Consider the following 24,970-nt stretch of genomic DNA (forward strand, 5'->3'; position numbering starts at 1 on the left):
GTACAATCAACCCAAGGGGAATGAATTAAGTAATCAGGAGTTCGTTTTCTCCCGGATTGCGACTATAAAGATCTCCATTAGACAAATGCGCTATTTTCAGTCCCAACCGCCCGCCGTCATCCATCTGGTAGGCCAGTCCCAACTCCAGCCGGAAGAGAAAGGTGCTACCCATATTTTTACTGGTGCCTTGACTATAGCCGCTCAGGGCGGCCTCCGGTGTGAGTATCCAGTGCGGTGTCAACGCAAGGTCGGCATAAAGGCCTCCATAACCATCGACACCACCATCGGTGTTGGCGAGCAAGCCTAGCATATAGCCAATGCCATAAAATCGGAATCCGGACTGGTATTCCGCATCGAACTCGGCCGGAGTATGGTTGTAGCCGCCATCATCGACCGCACCGACCAGATTGAGAGCGCCGGCGCCAACGCTCAGATAGGGTGCGCCGCTGGGCATCAGGGTAACGGCCCAGGCCGAAGGTGCCACTGAAAACAAGGTGACCAATCCGAGGATCCGTAGCCATTGTAGGGTAAAAAACGGGTGACGCATGAGCCCTCTCCTCGAGCAATAAATGTGTTATCCAGCTGCATCGTAGGTTGGTTTTTCCTGAATTCCGCCTGCCAGCCGGTAGCCGTCGGCGTCCTTACCGCGGATACGCCGCCAGATCACCTGTGGCGTGAGGCGGTTGGCCACGACGATAAAAACTTTGCGCATGTGCCCTGCCGGACACTGAACTGAACCGCCTTGACGGCATGCCAGGAGTGGTCAGTCTGAGCGAAGAGAAAACTGCGATTCCCCAGCACCTGGGAGGCGCCGGCTTCGCGCAAGTCCGCATAGTCCGGAGCCGAATGACGTGGCCATTTGCCCCCGTCGTCCAGCACCAGGGTCTGCCCGCCCCAGGCCTCATCCCAGTCGTCTGGGGTATTGAAATAGAAGATATGAGAACCGAGCTTGCGCCGGGCGTCAGTGTGCGGCGAAACGGACCCGCCGGGCGGGGCGTAATGCCAGTGCTACCGCCACCCTCGCCCTCAATTACGTCAACAGCGTCCTCATCGCCTTCGACCAGCACTGGGCGGCGGAGCATGGCTGGGGCAAACCGCCGGCGCAACTGGATATCCGCGCCTGGTTCAACCCCAATCTCCTATCGCGCTGGTTCATCGTCCCCGGCATCGTCGCCCTCCTTACCTTGGTGGTCACCCTGCTGGTGACGAGACTCTCGGTGCCCGGGAACGGGAAATGGGCACCTTCGACCAACTCGTCGTCACCCCTATGCGCCCCGGCGAGATCCTCCTCGGCAAGTCCCCGCCCGGGTTCATCATCGGCGGGCTGGAAGGCAGCTTCGCCACCCCCTATCGCGAATATGCCGGAAGGAGGCGCTGACCGTCCCCCCATGGCTCCTCCAGGCCCTGCGGGCCGGCACCTACATCCTCGGCGCCGCTATCGCCGCCGCCATCGTCAAGAAACGTGAGGCATTGGGTTTCGACCACCAACCCCCTTACGACCCATGAAGGATATCGTCGGGGAAACGGCGAAACAGCCGGGACGCGCCAGACGCCGCTGCCATTCCTGGATCAAGGACAGCGGTGGGGAGTGGAACAAGACGGGCAAAAACTGCGGAAAACGCTCGCCGTAGCGCCCCATCCAATCCCGTGCGTCGTCCTGGATGGTACGATCACAACAGGTCATAGCTGCTCCTTTCAATAAGAATAAACTAATATTCTTGACAACATACGGAATTTGTAATACATCCTAACCGTATAATTTAACGAGGGAGCGGCACCATGAAACGACGTCATTTTCTCATCGCTAGCGCCACCGCCACAGTGGCGGCCCTGGGCGCTCCTCTGTTCCGCAGCGCCCAGGCCGCCACCGCAGGGAATCCCTATAAGGGCTTTCCCGTGAACTACGTGGCGGAGTTCCGGGCCACGCCTCCCCATAAGGAGGCGGTGACGCGAGCGGTCCAGGGCCTCGCCACCCGGCTGAAGGGCACACCGGGTTTCCTCGGCATCACCCTCAAGCAAATGGTCGGCACCTCCACGATGGTCATGAATTACCCACCCCAGTACAAAGGCATCCTGGCCGACGCCAATGAACAGGCGGTGCAGGAAGGACGCTTGCCCTATTCTTTCCTCCTCCTGGTCCGTTTTGCCGACCCAGCGGCCCTGCAGGGGGCGAAGCTCGCCGACTGGCTACACAGTGCCCTCGCTCCGGCCCTGGCCTTTACCCCGCCCGGCACCAGCGAACACACCCAACTTCTCCCCCTGGCCGGCATTTACGCCAGCCTCATCGCCGGGGACCGCAAGGAAATCTTCAGCACCGGGCCGGCCATCGCCCGCTTTCTGGCCCATCAAGACGATACCCCTGAGCGCAAGCTGGTCACCGTGGTCAACCATGTGATGGTGCCCGACAAGGATCATGCCCTCGTTGAGGCCAAAGTGGGGCCACTCCTGAAGGTCGCCCAGAACACCTTCCAGCCCAAGGATGACGCCAACGACATCGGCCAGCCGGGGGCCAAGGACAACCGCGACTACCGCAAGGCGATGAGCACGGAGATCCTGGCCAATACCGAGACTTGCGGATCCTTGCGCAGCTATCTCATGCACGGCGTCTGGGAGTCGGTCTGGGATCACGAAAACTCCCACCTCGATCCCCGCTTCCAGCATGCCTTCCTGCAGTTGGCGCCCTACATCGTCGTCGGACCGGTAGAACCCTTCTACCAAACGTGGTTTTTGGAAAACCGCGCCTAATCCCGGGCGCCCCTGCACATTTCAAGGAGATCACCCATGTCGAACAAAGCATCGCCCACCGCCGAAGAGATCCTTGCCGGCATGCGCCAGGCCATGGGCCGGGTCCCGTCGGCCATTGAAAAATCCGTAACCGCAGATCCGGTCCTCATCCACGAGCACATGCGTTCCCGCGCCTTCGCCATGCCGGCGGAGGGCGTTCTGGACGAGGAAACCCGTACCCTGATCTACCTCGCCGCCGCACTGGCGGGTTCCAGCCATGCCTGTGTCCAGGCCATGGCTGACAAGATCGTCCAGCAAGGCGTCGCCCCGGCCAAGGTCGTCGAAACCATCCGCATCACCCGCTTTGCCATGGCCACCAAGATCATCGGCGACGCCGAACCCATCTTTGCTGCCCTGAACAGCAGAGCTTAGCACCTGGGAAACAGCAATCCACCTTGTGGATTATCCTTGTGCGCGGGTTTCCCACCACCAGACGCGCAGACGTTCCAGCAATACTGTCCAGAGCATGGCGTAGCGGCCCTGCTGTTCTTTGCCCTGTTCGATTCGCAGGACCATGCGCTGGCTATCGATGTCTCCGACATTTAAGGAGATGACCTCATGAGCGCGCCTCAGCCGCTGGGTACCGGAACTGGCGGCGCTGCCCAGTTGCGTCCATTCATCCGCCCCGGACAGCGGAGATCGATATACTGACTCGTGCAGGAGTCACCCTCGGGTCAAACTACCTTTATCCCATTGTGGATCGCCGGCAGGTCCGGCAGCGTGCCCTAGATGCCTTCCGAAATCTGAAGAAAGCAGAATAATTCAAAGTGCTGCGAGATTTTCGAGTGGCTCTGGTATCGGCGTCCATCCACTCCGATCAATCTGTTGCCACGACTGTGCGAACATCGCGAAGATGTCCTGCATTTCCAATCTGACATTATCATGGCACATCAGCCACCAGGCTTGATCGCCTCAATGGTGGCGGAAACCACGTAGTCTGTCACGTTGTGGCCCGGCGCCCAGTCCTTGATAAACTCCTTTGACTCGTCCTTCGGCTGGATACGGATCCGCTGGAAGCCGGCCTCGTGCATCATCGCTTCCAAGTCATCGATCAAGGAGGCGTTGCCCATGCAACCTGCAATGAGGCCCGCGTTACTACGCATCTCCTCGGGGAGCTCGATAGTGGCGACCACATCCGAGATGGCTAGCCGTCCGCCCGGCTTGAGTACGCGGAAGGCATCACGGAAAACCTGGGACTTGTTCGGCGACAGGTTGATCACGCAGTTGGAGATGACCACGTCGGCGGTCGCATCGGCAATCGGCAGGTGCTCAATCTCGCCGAGACGAAACTCCACGTTTTCATACTGTCCCTTCAGGGCGTTTGCGCGCGCCTTGGAAACCATATCCGGAGTCATGTCGACGCCGATTACGCGGCCGCTGCCGCCAACCTCGCGAACGGCAAGGAAGCAGTCAAAGCCACCACCTGAACCCAGATCGACCACGGTTTCGCCCGATTTAAGTGCAGCGATGGCCTTGGGGTTGCCGCACCCAAGGCCCATGTCGGCCCCAGAGGGAACCAGATCAAGATCTGCCTGGCTGTAACCGAGGCGAGTGGAGATGAGGGTGTTGATCGCACTATCGTCTGTGGTGCCGCAGCAACTGGCGCCAACACCGCAGCCTTGGCCCTCGGTATTGGCCTTCGCGACCTGGGCGTATGCCTCACGCACGCTCTGGCGGTGTGCGTCGTGGCCAGCGGCCTGACCCTGATCGGTAACGGCGGAAGTGCCGCAGCAGGCATTCTGTTTGCTCATGGATTTCCTCCTTGCATCTTCGGTTGTGCGGGCAAATCGCTAAAGAACGCGGCGAGCTGCTCAAGGGTTTGCGGGGCCACCCAACACTCAACCTGTTGGCCCTTGCGCGCCATCTGGACAAGACCGGCGCGATGGAGTTCTTTCAGGTGATGGGAGAGGGTGGAGGCCGAAATATCAACATCTGCACCAAGCTGGCCGACACTGTAACGCACCGCATCCTCCGTACTACAGCTGGTGCCGGGTGGGCAGCAACTGGCGAGGCGGCGGAACATGGCCAAGCGATGAGGATTGCTCAGTGCCTTGAACTGAGCCGCGAAGGATTCGACATCATTTCTAATATTCGTCATGTTTCGAATAATAGAGAAGCAGCGCTGGCGAAGTCAAGATATACTCGCCCCATTGCTTAACCGTGCCGGATTCTCACCAACAGCCAGCGACTGGAAATGCGCCTTGCCGCAGACGATCTTGGTGCTTTCTAAGAAAACTCCATGAAAACATTTTGTTGCTTCAGTATAATGGCGGAGGCGGTGAGATTCGAACTCACGAGGGGCGTTAACCCCTGCCGGTTTTCCTTACCCGCTATGGCTTTCGCCACAGGGCCACAAGGACCCCTTTGGAGTCTGGATCATGCCTTCACCCTGGCCATGAGGCTGTAGGTGGGAACCGTCTGATCTCTACACCTTCCGGAACTTTTCCGGCTTGGCTCGGCGTTACCTCGGATAAACCAGGGGATTCGCCGAATTTGATTCCTGCCACCCTGCCCGTTTCCCGGCAGAGGCTCGATTGGGGACAAGACCGGTGCAATCAACCGCTCTGCCACACCTCCGTGGCCCGCTAGTGTAGCGAAAGCGCCCCCTCATGGGAATGGACGCAACGCCAACCCACATTAAAATATTATATGCTTATTTTCTGGTTATTTATCCTGCAATTAAAAATACCTTGGTGTCAACCATAAGGTTCCGGGACTATACTGCCCGCACGCTCGCTATGGAGCGCAAACAGCGAATATGGAGGAGGGGTCGATGTTCAGAAAAATGACAGTGGCGGCCATTTTAGGGCTTAGCCTGGCGGGGCCAACGATGGCTATGGCGGCGGAGGCCCCCTCTGGGGCTACGGGAAGTACTGCCGGAGCTCCGGTCGCGCCCCCGGCTTTCATGTCCCCGGCCTGGGCGCAGGATCTGTGCACCGCGTGGAACAACAGCCCGACATTGACCGAAAAACTGGCCGGTTCCTGGGTCAAAAACAACGGCGGTAAAGGCTACAAGGTGATGGAAGTCTCCGACTCCGACATGAAGACCACCCCACCCGTGCAACTGGAAATCGCCCTCAAAGGGGGCAAAGCGGTATGCAGCTATGGCGGCGCCATCAAAGTCAGCAAGCTTAATTATAATTATGACTATAAAATGTGGGCAACCACCCATGATTGGCATCACATGGGGTCACCGCTGACCGCCATGATGTTCGGGCGCCTGAACTTTAAGGGTCCGAAAATGGAAGCCATGGAAAACATGGGTCCCTTCTCTGCTTTCCTGAAACTCGTCAAGGACGTGCCCGCAACGGTTCCCGCTTCCTGAACGGCTGATCGGGGCGCAACAAAAAGGGGCACCCGGCATTCCGGGCGCCCCTTCGGCATGTGTGAAATTCCGCTCGCTAACCCTTCTGCAAACGCTCCAGCAAAATAGCGTTTACCTGATCTGGATTGGCTTTTCCCTGACTAGCCTTCATCACCTGACCCACAAAAAAGCCCAGCAGCTTGTCCTTCCCGGCGCGAAAGTCGGCTGCCTGTTGCGGATGGGCCGTGACAATGGCGTCCACCATTGCGGAAATAGCCGCCACATCGGTGATCTGCCGCAGTCCCCGGCTGTCAATAATGGCATCCACCTCACCACCACGATGAAAAAGCTCTTCAAAGATATCCTTGGCGATCTTGCCAGAGATCGTTTGATCTTCGATACGCTGGACCAGCAGGCGCAGTTTCCCGGCCGAGACCGGACAGTCCTCAAGCTCAACGCCCGCCTTGTTGAGGGCCCCGAGCAGGTCGCCCATGACCCAGTTCGCCGCCAGTTTACCATCCACACCGACGGCTACCTGCTCGTAGTAATCCGCCAGGGTACGGCCAGCAGTGAGCACGCCAGCGTCATAGACCGGCAGCGCATACTGACGCATAAACCGGATACGCTTGGCATCGGGCAACTCCGGGAGAGTCGCCCGCACCCGCTCGATACGCGCCTCGTCCAACACCAGCGGTAACAGATCCGGGTCGGGAAAATAGCGATAATCGTTGGCTTCTTCTTTACCGCGCATGGAGCGGGTTTCGTCGCGGTTGGCGTCATAGAGACGTGTTTCCTGCACAATCCGGCCGCCACTCTCCAGGATGTCGCGCTGGCGAACGATCTCATATTCGATCGCCTTTTCCAGAAACCGGAAAGAGTTGAGATTCTTGATCTCGGCACGGGTCCCATAGGGGGCGTCCGGCCGCCGCAGGGAGACGTTGGCATCACAACGAAAGGAGCCTTCCTGCATATTGCCATCACAAATATCCAGATAACGTACCAGGGTATGCAGTTTTTTGAGATAGGCCACCGCCTCAGCCGGCGAGCGCATATCCGGCTCGGACACGATTTCCAGCAACGGCGTGCCCGCACGGTTCAGGTCGATGCCGGATTGTCCGATGAAGGCCTCGTGAAGTGATTTACCGGCGTCTTCTTCCAGGTGGGCGCGGGTCACGCCCACTACCTTTTCCCCACCGTCGGGTAGTTGCACCGTCAGTGTCCCCTTGCCGACGACGGGCAGCTCGTACTGGCTGATCTGATAGCCCTTGGGCAGATCGGGGTAAAAATAGTTCTTGCGGGCAAAAATACTGTGCCGATTCAGCTCCGCGCCAATCGCCAGCCCTAGAGCGATAGCCTTATCCACCGCTGCCGCATTGAGTACCGGCAGGGTACCAGGCATAGCTAGACAGACCGGACAGGTGTGGCTGTTAGGCTCCGCCCCGAAAGCGGTCGGACAGCCGCAAAATATTTTGGTGGCGGTATTGAGCTGAGCGTGAACTTCCAGGCCGATGACGACTTCCCAGTCCATATTCATGCCTCCCTCGCATGCACGGCCGGATGTGCGTGGTGCCACTGGGTTTCCTGCTGATAGCGATGGGCTACGTTCAGCAACAGATCATCAGCGAAATAATCCCCCATCAACTGCATGCCCACAGGCAACCCCGCAGCCGTGAAGCCACAGGGAACGCTGAGCGCGGGGATGCCCGCGAGATTCACCGCGATGGTATAAATATCCGCCAGATACATCGCCACCGGATCGGCATTTTTGGCACCCAGCGGAAAGGCCGGAGTCGGGGTGGTCGGCCCGACGATCACGTCCACTTCCGCAAAAGCCCGCCGGAAATCCTCGCGAATCAGGCTGCGCACCTGCTGGGCCTTGCGATAATAGGCATCATAGTAACCGGCAGAGAGCACGTAGGTCCCCACCAGAATCCGCCGCCGCACCTCCGCGCCAAAACCCTCATAGCGACTCTGCTGATACAACTCGGTCAAATCCGCAGGATTCGCCGCCCGGTGGGTGTAGCGCACACCGTCAAAACGGGCCAGGTTGCTGGAGGCTTCCGCCGGCGCCAGGACGTAGTATGTGCTCACCGCATGGGGATTATTGGGCAGCCGAATCGACTGCACTGCGGCGCCCTGCCGGGCGAGTTCCGCGATGCCCGCCTGCACCGCAGCCGCCACCTCCGGATCGAGACCGGCGCCGAAAAACTCCTCCGGGACCCCCACCCGCAAACCCTGCAAGGGACGCTCCAGGCCGCGTAAGAAATCGCTGGCGGCGGCCGGGTGACTGGTGGAATCGCGCGGATCATGCGCGGCCATCACGTTCAGCAACAGTGCGCAGTCCTCGGCGTTACGCGCCATGGGCCCGCCCTGATCCAGACTGGAGGCAAAAGCGATCATGCCGTAACGGGAGACCCGGCCGTAGGTCGGCTTGATGCCCGTGATCCCACAAAGGGCGGCGGGCTGACGGATAGAACCGCCGGTATCGGTGCCGGTCGCTACGGGCACCAGCCCAGCAGCCACTGCTGCGGCAGACCCCCCCGAAGAGCCACCGGGTACCATACCGGTATGCCAGGGGTTACGCACCGGACCAAAATAACTGGTCTCGTTGGAAGAACCCATGGCGAATTCGTCCATGTTCAGTTTGCCCAGCATAACCATCCCCTCTGCCGCCAACCGCTCCACCACGGTGGCGTTGTAGGGCGCGACAAAGTGCTCCAGCATCCTGGATCCACACGTGGTGCGCACCCCCGCAGTGCAGAAGATGTCCTTATGAGCCATGGGAATGCCAAGCAAGGGACCATCCTCACCGGCTGCACGCCGCGCATCTGCCGTCGCGGCAGCGGCCAGCGCGTCACTCTCGGTAACCGTGACGAAGGCGTTCAGTGCCGGATTGAGGGCGGAAATCCGCTTCAGCAGCGCCGTGGTCAACTCCACGGAAGAAAAATCCCGATTGCGCAAGCCCTGGCGGAGTTCCCGCAGGGAGAATTCATGGAGTTCCAAAGGTGGCTCCTACTCGATAACTTTAGGGACAAGAAAAAGCCCGTGCTCAGCCGCGGGCGCACTTGCCATGAGCACCTCACGCTGATCCTGATGGACAACCGTATCCGGACGCAGGGGCTGATCCAGGTCAAGGGGATGGGCCATGATCGGGACATCCGTCGTCTCGATCGCGCGCAACTCTTCCACCAGCCCCATGATGCGCTCCAACTGATCGGCCACTGCGGGTATCTCCGCCTGCGGCAGCGCAATGCGGGCCAGATGTGCCGTGCGCCGCACCGTATCCTGATCGAATGCCATAATTATGGTTTTCCTTTCATGTTCTCGTGGCTCGGAGAAGCTTCACCAGGTTTGGGTGTGGGTGTGGCGGCCGCCGGCGGCGGCAGTTGCAGGCCCTCCAGCAACTGGTTTTTACTGACCGCCCCACCGGATATCAGATACTGCTCATGCTGTTCCCAGGCGTTGCGCATAAATACATAAGGATTAACAGCCTCCTGAACCATCCGGATGTTCGGCCCTTCGACATAGGCCTTGTTGATGATTCCCACACCCGTCAGGGCGTACTGAGCCGAACTGACAGTCAGATAATATGCCGGCCCGGTAAAAATCGTCATCGCCAGGCCCGGCAAGCTGCGCAGAGAACTGGGTCCATAAAACGGCAACACCAGATAAGGTCCCTGCGGCACCCCCCAGACACCCAGCGTTACTCCCAGGCTGTTTTCGTGGTTGGGCAGATCCAGACGGTTCGCCACGTCGAAGAGTCCACCCAGACCGAACACGGAATTGACAAGGAACCGGCTCAGATCCTCCATTCCCTGTCGACCCCGCCCCTGCAGAAAATCGTTGATGAAAATATAGGGCATGTCCACATTGGAGAATACATTGCTGACGCCCTCGCGGACAAAATCGGGGGTCACGGTCTTGTACCCGGTGGCTACGGGCTTCAGCACATAATCATACAGGCCCATATTCAGATGGAACATCGGCTTGTTGACGGCCTCCAGCGGATCCACGGGTTTTCCCGTAGCGCCCTGAGGCCCGTTTACCGTAGCACATCCCGACAGGGTCAACACACCGATGGTCAGCGCGACCCTAGTTAAATATATACTCGATCGCATCATCAGGACCCTTTGGCGTACCCGGCAATCTGCGCTTTCAGGTGCGCAATGAGTGCGGCAAACCCCTTTTTCTGCATGGTTTCGGTATATTCCGCCCGCCGCAGGGAAAGGTCACTGACCCCGTCGGCGACGACATTGACGATACGCCAGTGATCCCCATCTTTCTGCAGGATATAATCGAAATGATGCACCTTACCGTTATGCTCCGTAAAGGTACTGAATACCCCCTCCGCACCAGGCTGCAATGCCTGACTGCTCACAATGGCAAAATGCTCGCCGTTGTAGCTGTCGAAACGCGCGGCGTAGGTGGCCGCGGTAAAATCCGCGAGCACCCCGACAAACTCGTTTTGTTGTTCCGGGCTGAGCTTTTGCCAATAGTCCCCCAGCGTCAAGGCGGCGATTCGCCGGTAATCAAAAACCTTCTGTACCACCGGAGCCACGATCCGGTAACGACCGCTGTAACCCAGGCGACGACCACCCTGCATGGATTTTAGTAGTACCCCATCCAGGGTATTGATCGTCGCCTCCGGGGTGCCGCCTATCGCTGGCGCTCCAGGGGATGATGTGGCGGGTGCGGCCACCGTCACCGCAGCGGCAGACAGGACCGGAGCGATCCCACTGACGGTGCAGGCCAGCAGTACAACCAGACTTTTCCTGAGCATGAAATCCCCCTTCACCATGAACCTGATATTTTTCCGGAACCGCCTTCAGCGCTCTACATGCAAAGGGAAAACCGGGTGTTCGGTACCCTGAGCCGGGGGCGATACCGGCATATCCGGTGCCATGGGACCGGCCGTGCGTGGCCCCAGCAAGGCCACTTTAAGGGCTTTCAGCGGGTGGGCGAAGGTGTCGTTGACGGCCGTCGGCTCGAAACCGGAATGCACCTGGCACTGGTCGCATTTACCATTCACACCCACTCCGTATTTATCCCATGGCGTCGTTTCCATAAGTTCATTGAAGGTCTGCGCGTAGCCTTCGCTGACCAGGAGGTAGCAAGGCTTCTGCCAGCCAAAGATGTTGCGCGTCGGATTGCCCCAGGGCGTGCACTGATAATTCTGGTTACCCGCCAAGAAATCGAGAAAAAGGCTGGACTGGTTGAACTTCCAGCGCGACTTCCGCTCCTTGCCGATGCGAAAGATGTCACGGAAAAGCTGACGTGAGGCCCGACGTTGAATAAAAACCTCCTGCTGCGGTGCGCGCTCATAATTGAATCCGGGCGAAATGGTCACCCCCTCCACCCCCAGTGCTTTGCAGTCATCCAGGAAAGCGGCCACCTCGTCGGCGCCCTCCCCCTGAAACAGGGTGCAGTTTACCGTAACCCGGAAGCCCCTCCCCACCGCTTCGCGAATGGCTTCCGTAGCGCGTTGATAGGTACCCGGCTGACACACGGAATCATCATGACGATGCGCATTGCCGTCCAGATGCACCGAGAAAGTCAGGTAAGGCGAGGGCTGGTAATCGCCCATACGCTTCTTGAGGAGCAACGCATTGGTGCAGAGGTAGACAAAGCGCTTACGCTCGACAAGGCCTTCCACAACTGCGGGCATATCCTTGTGAATGAGCGGTTCGCCTCCAGCGATGGAGACAATGGGAGCCCCGCACTCCTCGGCAGCGCCGATACATTCCTCGACGGACAGCCGCCTGTCGAGCGTTTCATCGGGATAGTCGATCTTACCGCAGCCCGAACAGGCCAGGTTGCAGCGAAACAATGGCTCCAGCATCAGCACCAAAGGATAGCGCTTACGCCCCTGCAGCTTCTGCGCCAGGATGTAGCGTCCTACCCGATAGCTCTGAATCAAAGGAACACCCATGACAAAACACCCCTCTCAGCCGCAACGCAGCGTATATGGATAATGAACGACAAACTATAATTAGTATAACATACCAAACCGTATGTGGGACAAGGCGACGGATCCTCAGGCGGCCCTGCTCCGAGACAAAAAGAAAAACAGCATGTTGGCGATCCGCGGCGCGAGCTTCGGGCGCAACAAACGGTCATCATAGGGCGCAAAACGCCGGTCATTTTCCTGGCGGCAGAGCGCAAGAAGCTGCTTCAGGCTGACATCCTTACTCACTTGGTCATGCCCGGTCAGGGTAAAATTTTCTTCCTCATGCGCATGTAGCCCCCGGGCGGTCTGTATGCGCGCCCAGGCCTGCAGGGCAATCACCTGTACGCGCTGGAGTTCGAGCATCACCTTTTTCCGCCAGGGCAGACGCCGGCGGTGCCAACTCAGCCAGTTGACAAAAAATATGATATGACGCGCCTCTTCCTGCATGACCGGCTCGAAGATCTTCACCAAGTCAGGCGGAAAGAAACCCGAGTCTTTGGCGGCAGCGAACAACCCGAAGGCAAAGTAGGAATCCAGGCATTCGCCATAACCCGTATAGAGAAACTCCCAGTACGGATCGCGCACCCGTGGCGGGGCAGGTAATGGCGGAATTTCGATACCATAATGCTGTACCAGGGCGCGTAGCAGGTCGGAATGGCGCTGTTCCTCCTGCCCGTCGAGGGCCACTGCCGCTCGCACCACCGGGTCCGGCTCCCGCTCACCCATGCTTTGCACCATACGCGCCGTCACGCTTTCGGTGGCGACGGCTTCACCCCAGAACGGCAGGGACTTCACCCGCTGCGCAGTTTCCGAGTCCAGTTCCGGCCAATCCATATGCTGCGGATCATAATGGATGTGCGTGTCGTGAAAAAACTTGCAGAACAGGTCGCGATGGGCGTCGGACCCTGGATCCAAAGATATCGCCGTCATGAAATGCCCTCCCCGTTGGAACGTATTTGCCGCCACTGGCGGTGCATATGATGGCCTTCTAATGCTTGCCATGACAAGAGTACCGGAATGCCCGTCAGGGTTTCGCGGAAGCGGCGTGTCAGAGAAAAGGCCAGTGCCAGATCAGGCCCGACACCGATCGCGCTGCCGAACAGAATGAAGCCGCCCTCCTGCACACCCAATCCGCCCGGCACCAGAAACGCCATACTGCGCAGGGCCTGCCCGAGGCTTTCCAGAAGTAGTGCTGCCCAGAAAGGAAGAGGATGGCCCAGCAGCCAGAAGGTGAACCAGACTTCCGCCGTGCCCGCCAACAGACCGCTCAGTTGCCAGAAATTCGCCGGGAGCAGGCCCCAGCGACGTGCGTAGAGCCGACGGATTTCGGCATCCAGACGCTGAGGTTCTCCTATCAGCGCGAGCAGGTCCTTACCGCCTAGAAGCTTCTTCATCAGCATCTGCAGGACCGTGAACAGCCCCCAACGATATTGCACCCAGATAAAGGCCATGAGCAACGGCAGGATCAATGCCAGAAAAAATACCACCTGGAATTGCAGATGGTGGTCACTGACCGCGAAAATCAGCACCACGAACCCCGCCAGCGTGAAGATGAACTGGCTCAACAGGGTCAGGGTGACTTCCACCATGACGCTGGCCCCGGCGACATAGCCGGGCACGCCGGAATAGGTCAGGAGGCGTACACCGAGCACTTCTCCACCCACCCGCGCCACCGGCAGGAGGCCGTTGGCCGCTTCGCGTACCAGCGCCACCCATAGCAAAAACCAGAAACGGACGCGCGCCTTACCGCGCAGCAGCCACTTCCAGCCCAACACGTCCAGAGACAGCGGCAGCAGGTGAAAGGGGAGAAGCCACAGCAGACCCCAGCCAGCCACTGCCAGCAATTTCAGGATGTCGGAAACACCGGCATGCACGACCAGGAAGACGGTCAAGCCCAGACCGAGCAGACCGGCTGCCAGCATCATCACTTTCTGTTTCAGCAAATTAGCTGCCTTCATCCTGGGCAATACCCTCTTCACGGGGGGACGGGGTAAATAGCAAGAGCAAAGCCGGGAGCACGATCAGAATGCACAGCAGCACGATGGCCAGCGCGAGGCTCAGCGCCTCGCCCAGGCTGGCCATACCCGGATCGCGGGAAACCGCCATGCTGCCAAAGGCGCTGAGGGTCGTAAGCCCGCTGAAAAAAACGGCCATGGGGGTGGATGTCCCAAGCAGATGCGCGACATCCACACCGTTGCGCCAGCGCACCACGATGTAGATGGCAAAGGCCACACCGAGACCGATAAGCAGAGGCAGAACGATGATGTTGCCGAGATTGAAGCTCAATCCGAACAGGGACATGGCTGCCACCGTGAACAGCGCCGCCAGCAGCAGCGGAATCATGATCAGCAACACGTCGCGGTAACGGCGCAAGGCCAGGAGGAGCAGCAGGCTGATGGCTATCAGCGCAATAAACGTAGCCTCCTGAAAGGCACCGAGCACCGCCTCTCCGCCTTGGACCAGCATCACCGGTGTACCCACGGCATTGGGCTCCACCTTCAGCACGCTTCGCACAAAGGTCGCCATCGCCTGATTACTGCTCAGATTGGCCTTGGGAAAAATCTCCACGCGCGCCTGGCCCGAAGCCGCCACATAACGGTCCCGCAGGGACTTCGGCAGGGTCTGCAAGGTTACCGGAGTGGCGGACAACGCCATGCCGAGGCGTCGCAATTCGCCGGGCAAGGTACCCATCACCCGCGTTTGCAGATCGGCGATCGCCTGAGCATTCGTGCCGCGAGTCGCCAAAAACTGCGCGAGATGGCCAGCCAGCGCGGCCGCCGCCCGTCCGTCAGGTGTATTCTCGCCGTCCTTTTGCGCGAGGGCCCGCAATTTGGTTACCAATTCCCCAAGACTTTTCGCGGTATCGGGCGTCGGCGGCTGCAAACCGGCAGGCATCAGCAGCGAAAAGGGCGGCACGAGGATCTGCAAGTTCTGCAATATGGCCAGCTTCTCGGTTTGATGCTCTGGAATATAACTGGAAATCGTCAGGGCCTGCGCCACGGTGGGCAGCCGCTCCACCCGCGCCGCAATAGCCTGCGCCGCCGGAATATCCGGAGTGAGCACCTCCATACGATAGGGGGCCGTCTGTGGATCGGCGAGGAGCTTCTCGAAAACGCGCACCCCCTCCGCATGGCGGTCGATCATATGCAGTGGATTGAAGTCGAAAGAGGTACGCAGCACCAGCGGCACGGACGCCAGCGCCAGCAGGGCCACCACGCCCAGTACATAGTAGGCATAACGGTGGATGGGGTGACGCACCAGGGTGGGAATTTGGCGCAGATGCGGATAATACGTCGGTCTTGTACGCGTTACCACCATAGGCCAGAGGGTCAAAAAAGCGGGCAGGAAGGTGATGGTGACGAACAGGGCGACCAGCATGCTGGTGCCAGAAATCAGTCCGAGATCGACGATGCCGGCGTAGCTGGTAGGCACGAAAGCAAAAAAACTGAAAGCAGCCGCAACGGCGGCAAGGCTCAAGGCGCCGCCCATACCCTGCGTCACCCGCTGCATGGCCTGTCGGTGAGCTGCGCCGTTAAAAACTTCTTCCCGATAGCGCAGGCAGAACTGAATGCCAAAATCAACACCCAGACCGATAAAGAGAATGGCAAAGGCCACGGAAATAAGATTGAAGGGACCGATAAAAAACAGTGCCCAGGCGGTGGTCAGGATCATTCCGGCGATCAGCCCCATCAGCACCCCGGAAACCAGTTGCAGCGAGCGCAATGCTATGATCAGCAAAATGATTTCGAGCGTGAACGTCAGCGCCAGAGAAACAGCGGCACCCTGACTCACGGTTTTCAATTGTTCCGCATCCAGTACCGCACCGCCGGTCACCCCCACGTCCACCCCGTGGGCGGCATTCAGGTTGAGCGAGGTAAGGCCAGCGCGCAAAGTATGTATAGCCGCAGCAGCAGGCTCCAAAGACTTGTAATTCAGGGCAGGCTGAATAATGACGAAGCGTTGCGACGGCCCCATTCGGGCCAGATCGCCGCCCATGAGTGTACCCCACGAAATGGTATAGGGTTTGCCCTGCATCTGCGCCGTGAGCGCCCGATCCAGAGCAGAAAAAATAGCCGTCAATCCAGGCAGTTGCACACCATTGGTCAGGCGTTGTCCGATCGCCATGCTCAACAGGCTGCTGAGGCCATTCAGGCTCGGTTCGGCAGAGAGTCTGGCGATGAGCGGCTGCGCGTCGGTGATGCGGTTGGCAAAGTCCTGTACTTCTTTGGGGGAGAGATACAGGAGGCCGTTACGCTGAAAAAAAGGCCCGCCGCCCGGCACATATACGTCGTGGAAAGATTGCGGCCGGGCGCGCAGCCAAGTACTGAGGCGATCGACGGCTGTATCCGTAAGATTTCGATCAGCGCCCTGGAGGACCACCACAATCGTGTTTTTATCCTGCGGAAACGCTTTCTGGTAAGCCACTTCACGCTTCTGAAAAGGCAGATCACGGGACAAGGCATGGCTGGTGTCGGTATCCACGGAGAAATGACCGACCGAGTAGCCCAGGGCGAGCAGGGTGGCCAGCACGATGGCCGCCAGCATCCAGGTGGCGCGCCGCACCGAGAGGTCCACCAAGGCCACCAGACCCCGAGAGAACTGCGCGCCGGAGCGCTGAAGAAAACGGTCAACGGGCGACAAAATCACGGAAAGTACCCTTCGCGATATCCTGATCGCGCAAATAATCTTTTACCCGGGGGCTCGTCAGCGCCGCCCACTCGGCGTGCGGTTCATAGTTCGGCATGAGGGCGTGCAGAGCCGCCGTCTGCACCATGGCCGGATGCAGATAAATCTCCGTAACCCCCGCCGCCGGCAGACAGCGGAGCATCCGGAGCAGTCGCGCCTCGTCCATGTGGCCAGTGGCGTCCAGGCCGTAGAGCTGGTCGTTATGCATGATCCGGCGACGGTCCAGTTGGCGGCGCATGTGCGCCAACCACGGCGCCAGAAAGATGGACCAGAATGCCGGCGCGAACCCCCTGGCACCGCTGCAGCGGGCCGCCCGTAAAGGCTCTCGGGGCAAACGCACCGCCCGCAGGCCAAACTCCCTCCCGACTTCCAGCATCTGCATCAGCACTGTAGGATGCAGATGCAGATGTTTATGTGCATTGGCATGGTCCAGTTCCAGGCCGGTGGCGGCAAAGGCGGCGAACTGGGCACGGATCTCCGCCGCCAGTTGCCTTCTGACCTGTGGCAAAAAGAAATAGCGCACCCCGCGCCGCCAGAGATCCGCAGCAAAACGCCCCTGTTCATCGACCAGATCCGGCACCTGCTCCGCCGGCAGCAGAGGCGTGCCGTCCACCAAGGTAAGATGCAGCCCTACGCCCAGGCGGGGCAACGCCCTGGCACGGGCGACGGCGTCCGCGGCGGCTGGAGCCGCGACCATGAGGCTGGCGGTGGTCAGCACGCCATCACGGTGTGCGGACTCCACCGCCTCGTTCACCGCCATATCCAAGCCAAAGTCGTCGGCGTTGAAGATGACCCGCCGGCCGCCGCCCTGCCCCACTTCAGCCGTGGCGCTGTCGGAGGAAACGGACGAATTCCACGCCTTCGCGCAAACGACGTTTCATCATTTGCGTGCTCTTGAGCATCTCACCCGTGATTTCGGCAATCTTGCCGGCGCGGAAGTAGAAGCGCTTGTACATCACCTCCACGGAGTCGAAGATTTCCGTATGGTTGAGGTGCGGGTAACTCATGGGGCTGATCTGCACACCACGGTCGTTGACCAAGTGTGCCTCATCTTCGTCCGTCAGCCAGCCTTCCTGTTTGGCCTGATTGTACAGGAAGGTGCCGGGATACGGCGCCGCCAGCGACACCTGTATGGTATGGGGATTGATTTCCTTGGCAAAATCGATGGTCTTCTGAATGGTCTCCTTCGTTTCGCCCGGCAGGCCGAGAATAAAGGTGCCGTGAATCACAATCCCCAGTTTGTGACAGTCGGCCGTGAATTTGCGCGCCGCCTCGACCTTGAGCCCCTTCTTGATGTTGTTGAGGATCTGCTGGTCGCCCGATTCATAGCCCACCAGCAACAGGCGCAGGCCGTTCTCGTGGAGCACCTTGAGGGTATCGTAGGGCACGTTGGCCTTGGCGTTGCAGGACCAGGTCACACCCAGCTTGCCCAGACCTCGGGCGATTTCTTCGGCACGGGGACGGTCATCGGTAAATGTATCATCGTCAAAGAAGATTTCCTGGACCTGCGGGAAGTTCTTCTGGATGTAGCGCACCTCTTCAATGACGCTGGCAGCACTGCGGGTGCGATAGCGATGGCCACCCACCGTCTGCGGCCAGAGACAGAAGGTGCACTGCGAACGGCAGCCGCGCCCGGTGTAGAAGGAAATATAGGGATGCTTGAGGTAACCGATGAAGTAATCCTCGATGTGCAGATCGCGCTTGTACACTTCGGAGACGAAGGGCAAGGCGTCCATGTCTTCGATCATGGCGCGATCGGGGTTGTGGATGATCTGGCCATTGCTGGAGCGGTAGGTGACGCCGTCCACCTCACTCAGGGGCCGACCTTCGGCTATCTCCTTGAGGGTGTAATCAAACTCCTCGCGGGCCACGAAGTCGACCGCCGCCGCGGCCTGCTGCAGGGACTCCTCGGGCTCCACCGCCACCTTGGCGCCGACCATGCCGATGAGCAACTTCGGGTAGTGCTCCTTGAGCACTTCTGCCATACGCACATCGGAAGGAAAAGACGGGGTGCTGGTATGAATGATGCAGAGATCATACCCTGCGGCAACCTGCAGGGTTTCTTCGACACTGACATCCGCGGGGGGGGCGTCGAGCAAGCGGCTGCCAGGAATCATGGCGGCGGGCTGGGCCAGCCAGGTGGGGAACCAGAAAGAGCGAATTTCCCGCTTGGCCTGATAGCGCGAACCGGCACCACCATCGAATCCCTCAAAGGAAGGGGCTTGCAAGAACAGGGTTTTCATCGTCATCGTTTTGCTCCGTCATGGCCATCCATCCGCCCGTCGGCGGCGATGGCAAATTGCGACCCCCGCCAGGCGACGTGCCGTGCGAAAAGGGCGTGAAACCAGATCCACAGGCCCAGAAACTCTCCCAGCAGGGCCACACCAAACGAACCGTCTGCACCAAGTTTGTGCATAATTTGCCTATGGTACACGAGGCGCAAGAGGAGAACCACACCCAGCGGCACCCCGCCCCAGAAACCCATCCAGGGCGCGAGCAGCAGCACCAGGGGCAGCGGATAAGTCAAAAAAGAAAAGGTGTGACCCAGCGGCTGTACCGATCGCGTGGTACGCGACCAGCGCAGCGCATGCTGGTAAAAGGCGCGGAAATTCGCCTCCCTGACCTCGGTATCCACCACATAATCCGCGAGCAGGGTGGCTTGCCCCAACTGGCGACTGTAGGCGCCGAGCCAGTAATCGTCCGCCAGCTGGTTCGCCAGGCGCGGCAGGCCGCCGACGGCCTCCAGCGTCCGGCGACGCAAAGCCATGGTCGCCCCGCCACAGAAAATGTTCGGACCCAGGCGCGCCGCCAGCAGCACCGAAGGCAGAAAGAGATCGTTCACCTGACCGGCCAGCACCCGCGACCAGAAGGTGGCTACGGGCCTGGCCCGGTAGAGGCAGGTCACCACACCCACATTCCTGTTTTGCAGGGAAGCACAGATCTGGCGCAGGTAATAGGGGCCGACGGAAATGTCCGCGTCGCTGATCACCAGGGTGTCGTAACGACAGACGGCGAGGATGCCCGCCAGATTATTGACCTTGGGATTACTGCCGATATGCGCTTCCGTACACACCCAGCGCAACGCCAAGGCCGGGAACTCGGCCTGCAACTGCAGCACCACGGCGACGGCCGGATCGTCGGGGTGCTGCACGCCAAAAACCATTTCAAATGCCGGGTAGTCCTGCACGCAGAAACTGCGCAGGGCGGCGTAGAGATCCCCCTCATCCCCATGCAGCGGCTTGAGCACACTGATTCCGGGCCCATCGCACAGGATATCTCCGCTGACGGCGGCATCGCGCTCCGGCAATATCGGGTGCCAGCGCGCGATTGCCCGAAGCGCCATCAGCAGATAGACCACGGCCGCCAGGGAAAGCAGCGCCGCAGGGCCGCCTATCCACCAGCACATAAGGCCCCCACGGCGGCCACCGCCAGACGGCGGGCCAGCAGACTACAGATAGTGATGCTCCGCAAACCATCGTACCGCGTCCCGCAAGGCCTCCTCCGCAGGACGATGGGTGTAATGCAGGACGCGCTCCGCCTTGGCAGACGAAAAATACATCTTGTGGGCGGCCATGCGCAGCTCATCCACCGTTACCAGCGGCGTCCCCCTGCCCCGCAGGCGCGCCACCCGCTCCGCCCCCCAGGCCAGGGGATAGAGCAGGCGGCGAGGGATACGCAGCCATGGCGAACGATGCCCGGTCAGACCGGCAATACGGGTGAGGATCGCCGCCAAGGGGAGGTTATCGCCACCGAGAATATAGCGTTCCCCGACCTCGCCGTCCGTAAATGCCTGCCAATGGCCCATGGCCACATCATCCACATGCACCACGTTCAGACCAGTATCGACATAAGCCGGCATACGGCCCGCCGCAGCATCGCGCACCATCCGCCCGGTGGGGGTCGGTTTGCGATCCGCCGGACCTATGGGCGTCGACGGATTGACGATGACGATGGGCGCACCTTCCTCCCGGCAAAGGGCCCGCAGGGCCTCCTCGGCGAGATATTTGGAGCGCTTGTAGTGCCCGATCATGTCTTCCAGTTGCGCAGTGGTATCCTCATCGGCTTCCCGGCCATCGGCATAATGACCGAGCACAGCAACGCTGCTGGTATAGACGATGCGCTCCACCCCGGCATCGAGCGCCGCGCGCACCAGACGTTCGCTGCCGCCCACATTGGCGGCATACATGGCGCGCGGATCGGGTACCCAGAGCCGGTAGTCCGCAGCCACATGAAAAACCGCCTGACAGCCAGCCACCGCGCCATCCAGGGTCGGGCCGTCTGTGAGATCCCCGACCACCAGTTCCACGTCCAGCCCTTCCCAGTTGGCCGGATCAGCACCGGTGCGGTGGAGCACTCGCACCTCCAGACCTTCGGCGAGCAGGCGGCGCAGCACCGCGCCACCGACGAAACCGGATGCCCCGGTCAACAGGGCTTTCATGCCGCCCTTCCTGCGTGAAGAAGGGACGGCGCCACCGTGCGAAGCGTTCGCAGCGCCTTCTGCATCTGCCCGCCCAAGCCCAGCAAAGTGGACAACTCGGCAGGATGGCGCAACAACCCGCGCGCCAGGCGGAGGGCCTGCGGCCGCCCATAGGCGTCGACACTCGCCGTGGCCACCGCTGGCAGCGACTGATCTGCAGGGTCCACGACACTGCGGATGACGATAAAGGGGGTATCCGCGCCATGCGCCGCGGCAGCAATGGCACCACTTTCCATATCCACCCCCTGTGCCGACGGGTAATCCACCAGAAAGGCCGCCTTCGCCGCCCTAGAACCGCAAGGCTCATCCACCGAAAGCACTCCCCCGGCATGGAATGGGATGGACAGCGATTTCGCCAGGCCCCCGCGCCATGCCACATCCACCGACCAGCACTGCCCCGCCCAGAACACGGTTTCCGGCAGGAGCAGATCACCCGGCTTCCGTTCCGGCCGCAAGGCGCCCACAGTTCCCCAGGAAACCAGCCCGTCAACACCTGCAGCAATCAGCCTATACGCCGCGGCCGTCGCCCGCTCGGGCCCCATGCCGGAAACACACAGCAAGATATGCTCACCCACCTCTATCAGCGCATCGTGCGACAGCGCGCCCGCGAGGGAAAAAACACGCGCCTCCGCGTCCAGCGCCACCACCACTCCTATTCGTGCGCCATGCATCCCAAGTTCCGGTAGCGGGCCAGCGCCCAGAGCGGGAAATAAAACGCATATCCATGATAAATCAGGTAAAAAACCTTTGGGAACCCCGGCGCGTTAAAAAAGGGCGCCTGCCAGCATCCATCCCCTTCCTGATGCGCCTGCAGCCAGGCTATGCCACGATGCAGGGCCACACTATCCCGGTCTCCCGCCGCCATCAGACCCAGGCAGGCCCAGGCCGTCTGTGCCGCGGTAGAGGTCTGGCCCACCCCGGCAAGACCGGGGTCACCGTAGGAATCGTTGCTTTCACCCCAACCGCCGTCGCTCTGCTGTACCGCGCGCAGCCAGTACGCAGCGCGTTCCATGGTGGGTTTCAGGGAAGGATCGTTCAGTTCGGCCAGCGCCATGAGTACGGACCAGGTCCCGTAGATGTAGTTGGTTCCCCAGCGCCCGAACCAGGCGCCCGATGACTCCTGTTCACGCAGCAGATAAGCCACGGCACGCCGCAGCACATCGCGGTCCCGTGGCCGCGCCAGATGCGCCAGAAAGGCCACCACCCGCCCGGTGACATCGGCCGTCGGCGGGTCCAGCAGGGCCTTGTGGTCGGCAAAGGGAATTTCGTTCAGGTAGTAGTGGGTGTTGTCCACATCATAGGCGCCGAAACCGCCGTTTCTGGATTGCATGCCCGCCAACCAGTTCGCCGCCTTCTCGATGCTGTCACGGTCCTCCGCACGCCCGGCCCGCGCCAGGGCCCAGCCCACTGCCGCCGTGTCATCCAGATCCGGATAATACGGATTGGCATATTGAAACGCCCAGCCACCGCCCGCCAAATGGGGCCGTGACTCCCGCCAGTCGCCGGGTTCGGCACCGATCTGCCGGTCCTTGAGCCAGCGAATACCGGTTTGCACCGCGGGAGAGACTTCACCATCCTGCTCCAGCAGGGCGTGGAGCGCGAGACAGGTATCCCAGACGGGTGATACACAGGGCTGACAATAGGCGTCGTTCGCCCGCTCCACCACCAGTTTGCGCAGCGCCGCGCCGGTTTGCCGACGATAATCATGATCCGGCGGATAGCCGAGCAGCGCCAGGGCCTCGTGGGCGTTCACCATGGCCGGGAAGATGCCGTTGAGGCCATCTTCCCCATTGATCCGCGCGGTAAACCACGCCTCCGCCTTCTTCAGGGCACGACGCCGGATAGCGTGCGGTATCCAGCCCTCCATCAACCGCCAGAATCGATCCAGAGACAGAAAGAAATATGCCACAATCCCTTGCCGGGCGTGGCTGAAATAATCCGTAATCTGATCCGGCGGTCGACGGAACAACTCCCGAATATGCACTTGCAGGGGATTTTTGGCGCGCGCCTTGAGGCTGCACAAAATAAACAGGGGCACCATCACCGTGCGCGACCAGGAAGCGACTTTGTAGATATGAAAGGGAAACCAGCGCGGCAGCAGCATGATTTCCACCGGAATGAAGGGCACCGCCCGCCATGGCACCTGGGCAAAAAGCGCCAGCGTAATGCGCGTGAATACATTGCTGCGTTCCGCTCCGCCATGGGCGAGAATCGCCTCCCGGGCGCGCCGCATGTGCGGCAGTTCGGGGTCATCGCCCGCAAGTTTCAGGGCGTAATAGACCTTTACCGATGCACTCAGATCAAAATGGCCACCGTAATAGAGGGGCCAGCCCCCGTGATCCGCCTGCTTGCCGCGCAGATAGACAGCGATCCTGGCCTGCAGAGCCTCGTCCCGCTCATCCATGTAATGCTGCATTAGAATATATTCGGCAGGGATGGTGCAATCGGCCTCAAACTCGAAACACCAGTGACCATCCTCCGCCTGCCGACCGCTCAGCGCCTGACGCGCCTGCGCGATCACCCGATCCAGTGATGAACGAAAAATGCCCGCGCCAGAACGCACCGGTTGCAGCATACGATTCATGGTTGCGCGACAGCGGAAGACAGAGGCAGTGGTTTGACGCCCACCCGGAAACTCCACTGCAGGAGCGCATCGGAGCGATGCAGGAGACGCGACAGTAATACCACCCGATGTACGCTGCGACGGCTGATTTTCACCTCGCTCCCGGAGGCAAAAGCCGGATTTTCGGCAATCCGCCGCAGGGTCAGCACCGCCATGGCGATGGCCCAAAGGCAAAAATCCCGCATCCCCGTCTGCCCGGCCGGTATCATCAGCGTGTAGCGCAGCGCATTTTGCAGATGGTCCGCGGCAATACCCAGCAGCTCGCTGAGGCCCGCCTGGAACGCGGGGTCCCGACTGCCGGGCCGCACCCCGGCGATATCGCAGCCATGACGCTGAAACAGCGCGCGTGGCATCCAGCTCACACCGCGCTGCCAGTCATCCCAGATGTCCTTGAGAATATTGGTCATCTGCAGGCCTTGCCCGAAGGACACCGCCAATCGCTGCATCTCCGCATCATGCTCCGCCAGCAGCGGCTCGAACTCGACAAATAGGCTGGTGAGCATTTCACCGACGACACCCGCAACCACATAGCAGTAGCGATCCAGGGCCGCCATGTCCGCCAACCCCTGCAACGAAGCATGCTGCTGAAACTCCGCCATCCCCATGCCCATGATCCGCACGCAGCGGGACAATGCCGCCTGCTGGGTGGGGTTGAGGCTGTGGGTGATGGCGACGACTTCCGGAGTGTGGCGAATCAGATCGTGCTCGGCTTCTGGCATCGCCGGCGACAGGTCTGCGCCCAATGCGGCAGCAAAGGCGGCGGGATCGTCCGCACCCTCCACCACCCGAAGAAATTTCGCCTGCCAACAGGCCTTTTTTTCCCAGGGCATATCCGGATCGTCTTCAATGGTGTCGGCAATACGGCACAACAGATAACCGTTGCCGACCGCGTCCCGGAGCGCCTCCGGCAACTGGGGGATGGTCAGGGCAAAAGTCCTGGAAACAGCCTGAAGGCTTTGTGCCTGGTACGCCAAAGCCCGCTCCAACGCCGCCATCAACATGCGGTCCTGTCTGGTGACATCCAAACTCCTTGTTGTATTTGTCCGGGTGCGCGCAAACACCCTGTCATCTGGCGGCAATGTAACGATCCCGGACCCATTCTGCAAGTCTTGCAGCCCTATGCCACCCACCCGGATCTGCGCACGGCGA

At 60.3% G+C, this 24,970-nt stretch carries 25 protein-coding genes and 1 pseudogene; 3 read left to right on the forward strand and 23 right to left on the reverse strand.

The features are described 5' to 3' along the window. Positions 1–25: 25 nt before the first annotated feature. The 5 genes and pseudogenes from F6A13_RS09030 to F6A13_RS09045 all read right to left on the reverse strand — a co-directional run bounded on the left by F6A13_RS09030 (position 26) and on the right by F6A13_RS09045 (position 1,684). Positions 26–547, reverse strand: coding sequence for an acyloxyacyl hydrolase (locus F6A13_RS09030; RefSeq protein WP_113525447.1), 522 nt, complete (start codon positions 545–547; stop codon positions 26–28). A 27-nt stretch (positions 548–574) separates the two neighbouring features. Continuing rightward, a complete protein-coding gene (locus F6A13_RS15615; RefSeq protein ID WP_225981779.1) occupies positions 575–712 on the reverse strand; it encodes a hypothetical protein in 138 nt (45 codons plus the stop codon). Then, a pseudogene (locus tag F6A13_RS15620) lies at positions 664–939 on the reverse strand (hypothetical protein); the annotation flags it as partial. The gene F6A13_RS15615 and the pseudogene F6A13_RS15620, both read right to left, overlap by 49 nt. 91 nt (positions 940–1,030) lie before the next feature. Next, on the reverse strand, positions 1,031–1,390 hold the full coding sequence (locus F6A13_RS15380) for a hypothetical protein (protein WP_172959312.1): 360 nt from the start codon (positions 1,388–1,390) through the stop codon (positions 1,031–1,033). A gap of 63 nt (positions 1,391–1,453) precedes the next feature. Further along, entirely contained in the window at positions 1,454–1,684 is a 231-nt protein-coding gene (locus F6A13_RS09045) for a hypothetical protein (RefSeq protein ID WP_126604218.1), read from the reverse strand. A 95-nt stretch (positions 1,685–1,779) separates the two neighbouring features. Between F6A13_RS09045 and F6A13_RS09050 the strand changes: the two genes are divergently transcribed. Together F6A13_RS09050 and F6A13_RS09055 are read left to right on the forward strand one after the other, a co-directional pair. Continuing rightward, complete coding sequence (locus F6A13_RS09050) at positions 1,780–2,745, forward strand: hypothetical protein (RefSeq protein WP_126604219.1); 966 nt, start codon at positions 1,780–1,782, stop codon at positions 2,743–2,745. Between the two features lie 36 nt (positions 2,746–2,781). Continuing rightward, positions 2,782–3,156, forward strand: coding sequence for a carboxymuconolactone decarboxylase family protein (locus F6A13_RS09055; RefSeq protein ID WP_113525445.1), 375 nt, complete (start codon positions 2,782–2,784; stop codon positions 3,154–3,156). A gap of 518 nt (positions 3,157–3,674) precedes the next feature. Here the strand turns inward: F6A13_RS09055 and F6A13_RS09065 are convergent. Both F6A13_RS09065 and F6A13_RS16000 read right to left on the reverse strand, forming a co-directional pair. Then, positions 3,675–4,535: an arsenite methyltransferase gene (locus F6A13_RS09065; protein WP_113525444.1), complete on the reverse strand. Its 861-nt coding sequence runs from the start codon at positions 4,533–4,535 to the stop codon at positions 3,675–3,677. Then, on the reverse strand, positions 4,532–4,882 hold the full coding sequence (locus tag F6A13_RS16000) for an ArsR/SmtB family transcription factor (protein WP_113525443.1): 351 nt from the start codon (positions 4,880–4,882) through the stop codon (positions 4,532–4,534). Before F6A13_RS16000 ends, F6A13_RS09065 begins: the two co-directional genes overlap by 4 nt. Positions 4,883–5,557: 675 nt before the next feature. Between F6A13_RS16000 and F6A13_RS09075 the strand changes: the two genes are divergently transcribed. After that, positions 5,558–6,109 carry an SCP2 sterol-binding domain-containing protein gene (locus F6A13_RS09075; protein WP_113525442.1) on the forward strand — a complete coding sequence of 184 codons (552 nt, stop codon included), beginning with the start codon at positions 5,558–5,560 and terminating at the stop codon, positions 6,107–6,109. 76 nt (positions 6,110–6,185) lie between these two features. On the opposite strand, the gene gatB is transcribed toward F6A13_RS09075, so the two are convergent. The 16 genes from gatB to F6A13_RS09155 all read right to left on the reverse strand — a co-directional run bounded on the left by gatB (position 6,186) and on the right by F6A13_RS09155 (position 24,822). Next, positions 6,186–7,616, reverse strand: coding sequence for an Asp-tRNA(Asn)/Glu-tRNA(Gln) amidotransferase subunit GatB (gene gatB, locus F6A13_RS09080; protein WP_126605655.1), 1,431 nt, complete (start codon positions 7,614–7,616; stop codon positions 6,186–6,188). Between the two features lie 2 nt (positions 7,617–7,618). Then, positions 7,619–9,091 carry an Asp-tRNA(Asn)/Glu-tRNA(Gln) amidotransferase subunit GatA gene (gene gatA, locus F6A13_RS09085; RefSeq protein WP_113525440.1) on the reverse strand — a complete coding sequence of 491 codons (1,473 nt, stop codon included), beginning with the start codon at positions 9,089–9,091 and terminating at the stop codon, positions 7,619–7,621. Between the two features lie 9 nt (positions 9,092–9,100). Continuing rightward, on the reverse strand, positions 9,101–9,388 hold the full coding sequence (gene gatC, locus F6A13_RS09090; RefSeq protein ID WP_113525439.1) for an Asp-tRNA(Asn)/Glu-tRNA(Gln) amidotransferase subunit GatC: 288 nt from the start codon (positions 9,386–9,388) through the stop codon (positions 9,101–9,103). A 2-nt stretch (positions 9,389–9,390) separates the two neighbouring features. After that, complete coding sequence (locus tag F6A13_RS09095) at positions 9,391–10,209, reverse strand: VacJ family lipoprotein (RefSeq protein WP_113525438.1); 819 nt, start codon at positions 10,207–10,209, stop codon at positions 9,391–9,393. Further along, complete coding sequence (locus F6A13_RS09100) at positions 10,209–10,868, reverse strand: HpnM family protein (RefSeq protein WP_113525868.1); 660 nt, start codon at positions 10,866–10,868, stop codon at positions 10,209–10,211. Before F6A13_RS09100 ends, F6A13_RS09095 begins: the two co-directional genes overlap by 1 nt. 45 nt (positions 10,869–10,913) lie before the next feature. After that, the gene (hpnH, locus tag F6A13_RS09105; RefSeq protein WP_113525437.1) at positions 10,914–12,017 is read right to left on the reverse strand and encodes an adenosyl-hopene transferase HpnH; all 1,104 of its coding nucleotides are present in this window, start codon (positions 12,015–12,017) and stop codon (positions 10,914–10,916) included. 105 nt (positions 12,018–12,122) lie between these two features. Further along, positions 12,123–12,965, reverse strand: coding sequence for a ferritin-like domain-containing protein (locus F6A13_RS09110; RefSeq protein WP_113525436.1), 843 nt, complete (start codon positions 12,963–12,965; stop codon positions 12,123–12,125). Then, entirely contained in the window at positions 12,962–13,993 is a 1,032-nt protein-coding gene (locus tag F6A13_RS09115; protein WP_113525435.1) for an HpnL family protein, read from the reverse strand. The genes F6A13_RS09110 and F6A13_RS09115 overlap by 4 nt, the downstream gene beginning before the upstream one ends. Further along, entirely contained in the window at positions 13,980–16,682 is a 2,703-nt protein-coding gene (locus F6A13_RS09120) for an MMPL family transporter (protein WP_126604220.1), read from the reverse strand. The genes F6A13_RS09115 and F6A13_RS09120 overlap by 14 nt, the downstream gene beginning before the upstream one ends. After that, on the reverse strand, positions 16,663–17,538 hold the full coding sequence (gene hpnK / locus F6A13_RS09125) for a hopanoid biosynthesis-associated protein HpnK (RefSeq protein ID WP_126604221.1): 876 nt from the start codon (positions 17,536–17,538) through the stop codon (positions 16,663–16,665). The genes F6A13_RS09120 and hpnK overlap by 20 nt, the downstream gene beginning before the upstream one ends. 1 nt (position 17,539) lies before the next feature. Continuing rightward, positions 17,540–18,970, reverse strand: a complete 1,431-nt coding sequence (gene hpnJ, locus F6A13_RS09130; protein ID WP_113525432.1) for a hopanoid biosynthesis associated radical SAM protein HpnJ — start codon at positions 18,968–18,970, stop codon at positions 17,540–17,542. Further along, positions 18,967–20,127, reverse strand: coding sequence for a bacteriohopanetetrol glucosamine biosynthesis glycosyltransferase HpnI (gene hpnI / locus F6A13_RS09135; protein WP_126604222.1), 1,161 nt, complete (start codon positions 20,125–20,127; stop codon positions 18,967–18,969). The genes hpnJ and hpnI overlap by 4 nt, the downstream gene beginning before the upstream one ends. Positions 20,128–20,169: 42 nt before the next feature. After that, positions 20,170–21,159, reverse strand: a complete 990-nt coding sequence (hpnA, locus tag F6A13_RS09140) for a hopanoid-associated sugar epimerase (protein WP_126604223.1) — start codon at positions 21,157–21,159, stop codon at positions 20,170–20,172. Further along, on the reverse strand, positions 21,156–21,869 hold the full coding sequence (locus tag F6A13_RS09145; RefSeq protein ID WP_113525429.1) for a nucleosidase: 714 nt from the start codon (positions 21,867–21,869) through the stop codon (positions 21,156–21,158). Before F6A13_RS09145 ends, hpnA begins: the two co-directional genes overlap by 4 nt. Continuing rightward, the gene (shc, locus tag F6A13_RS09150; RefSeq protein ID WP_113525428.1) at positions 21,851–23,782 is read right to left on the reverse strand and encodes a squalene--hopene cyclase; all 1,932 of its coding nucleotides are present in this window, start codon (positions 23,780–23,782) and stop codon (positions 21,851–21,853) included. The genes F6A13_RS09145 and shc overlap by 19 nt, the downstream gene beginning before the upstream one ends. Next, a complete protein-coding gene (locus tag F6A13_RS09155; RefSeq protein WP_113525427.1) occupies positions 23,779–24,822 on the reverse strand; it encodes a phytoene/squalene synthase family protein in 1,044 nt (347 codons plus the stop codon). The genes shc and F6A13_RS09155 overlap by 4 nt, the downstream gene beginning before the upstream one ends. Positions 24,823–24,970 lie beyond the last annotated feature (148 nt).

The sequence above is a fragment of the Acidithiobacillus sp. 'AMD consortium' genome (assembly GCF_008926505.1).
GTDB classification, from domain to species: domain Bacteria; phylum Pseudomonadota; class Gammaproteobacteria; order Acidithiobacillales; family Acidithiobacillaceae; genus Acidithiobacillus; species Acidithiobacillus ferridurans.

Coding starts and splice junctions, on each gene's coding strand:
- F6A13_RS15615 (WP_225981779.1), bottom strand. CDS start 712: ATGCGCAAAGTTTTTATCGTCGTGGCCAACCGCCTCACGCCACAGGTG.
- F6A13_RS09145 (WP_113525429.1), bottom strand. CDS start 21,869: ATGCATGGCGCACGAATAGGAGTGGTGGTGGCGCTGGACGCGGAGGCG.
- F6A13_RS09030 (WP_113525447.1), bottom strand. CDS start 547: ATGCGTCACCCGTTTTTTACCCTACAATGGCTACGGATCCTCGGATTG.
- F6A13_RS15380 (WP_172959312.1), bottom strand. CDS start 1,390: ATGGGGGGACGGTCAGCGCCTCCTTCCGGCATATTCGCGATAGGGGGT.
- F6A13_RS09065 (WP_113525444.1), bottom strand. CDS start 4,535: ATGAGCAAACAGAATGCCTGCTGCGGCACTTCCGCCGTTACCGATCAG.
- F6A13_RS09110 (WP_113525436.1), bottom strand. CDS start 12,965: ATGACGGCGATATCTTTGGATCCAGGGTCCGACGCCCATCGCGACCTG.
- F6A13_RS09095 (WP_113525438.1), bottom strand. CDS start 10,209: ATGATGCGATCGAGTATATATTTAACTAGGGTCGCGCTGACCATCGGT.
- hpnH (WP_113525437.1), bottom strand. CDS start 12,017: ATGGGTGTTCCTTTGATTCAGAGCTATCGGGTAGGACGCTACATCCTG.
- F6A13_RS09050 (WP_126604219.1), top strand. CDS start 1,780: ATGAAACGACGTCATTTTCTCATCGCTAGCGCCACCGCCACAGTGGCG.
- hpnI (WP_126604222.1), bottom strand. CDS start 20,127: ATGTGCTGGTGGATAGGCGGCCCTGCGGCGCTGCTTTCCCTGGCGGCC.
- shc (WP_113525428.1), bottom strand. CDS start 23,782: ATGAATCGTATGCTGCAACCGGTGCGTTCTGGCGCGGGCATTTTTCGT.
- F6A13_RS09075 (WP_113525442.1), top strand. CDS start 5,558: ATGTTCAGAAAAATGACAGTGGCGGCCATTTTAGGGCTTAGCCTGGCG.
- F6A13_RS09100 (WP_113525868.1), bottom strand. CDS start 10,868: ATGCTCAGGAAAAGTCTGGTTGTACTGCTGGCCTGCACCGTCAGTGGG.
- gatC (WP_113525439.1), bottom strand. CDS start 9,388: ATGGCATTCGATCAGGATACGGTGCGGCGCACGGCACATCTGGCCCGC.
- F6A13_RS09045 (WP_126604218.1), bottom strand. CDS start 1,684: ATGACCTGTTGTGATCGTACCATCCAGGACGACGCACGGGATTGGATG.
- hpnJ (WP_113525432.1), bottom strand. CDS start 18,970: ATGACGATGAAAACCCTGTTCTTGCAAGCCCCTTCCTTTGAGGGATTC.
- F6A13_RS09055 (WP_113525445.1), top strand. CDS start 2,782: ATGTCGAACAAAGCATCGCCCACCGCCGAAGAGATCCTTGCCGGCATG.
- gatB (WP_126605655.1), bottom strand. CDS start 7,616: ATGGACTGGGAAGTCGTCATCGGCCTGGAAGTTCACGCTCAGCTCAAT.
- F6A13_RS09155 (WP_113525427.1), bottom strand. CDS start 24,822: ATGTTGATGGCGGCGTTGGAGCGGGCTTTGGCGTACCAGGCACAAAGC.
- F6A13_RS09115 (WP_113525435.1), bottom strand. CDS start 13,993: ATGAAGGCAGCTAATTTGCTGAAACAGAAAGTGATGATGCTGGCAGCC.
- F6A13_RS16000 (WP_113525443.1), bottom strand. CDS start 4,882: ATGACGAATATTAGAAATGATGTCGAATCCTTCGCGGCTCAGTTCAAG.
- hpnA (WP_126604223.1), bottom strand. CDS start 21,159: ATGAAAGCCCTGTTGACCGGGGCATCCGGTTTCGTCGGTGGCGCGGTG.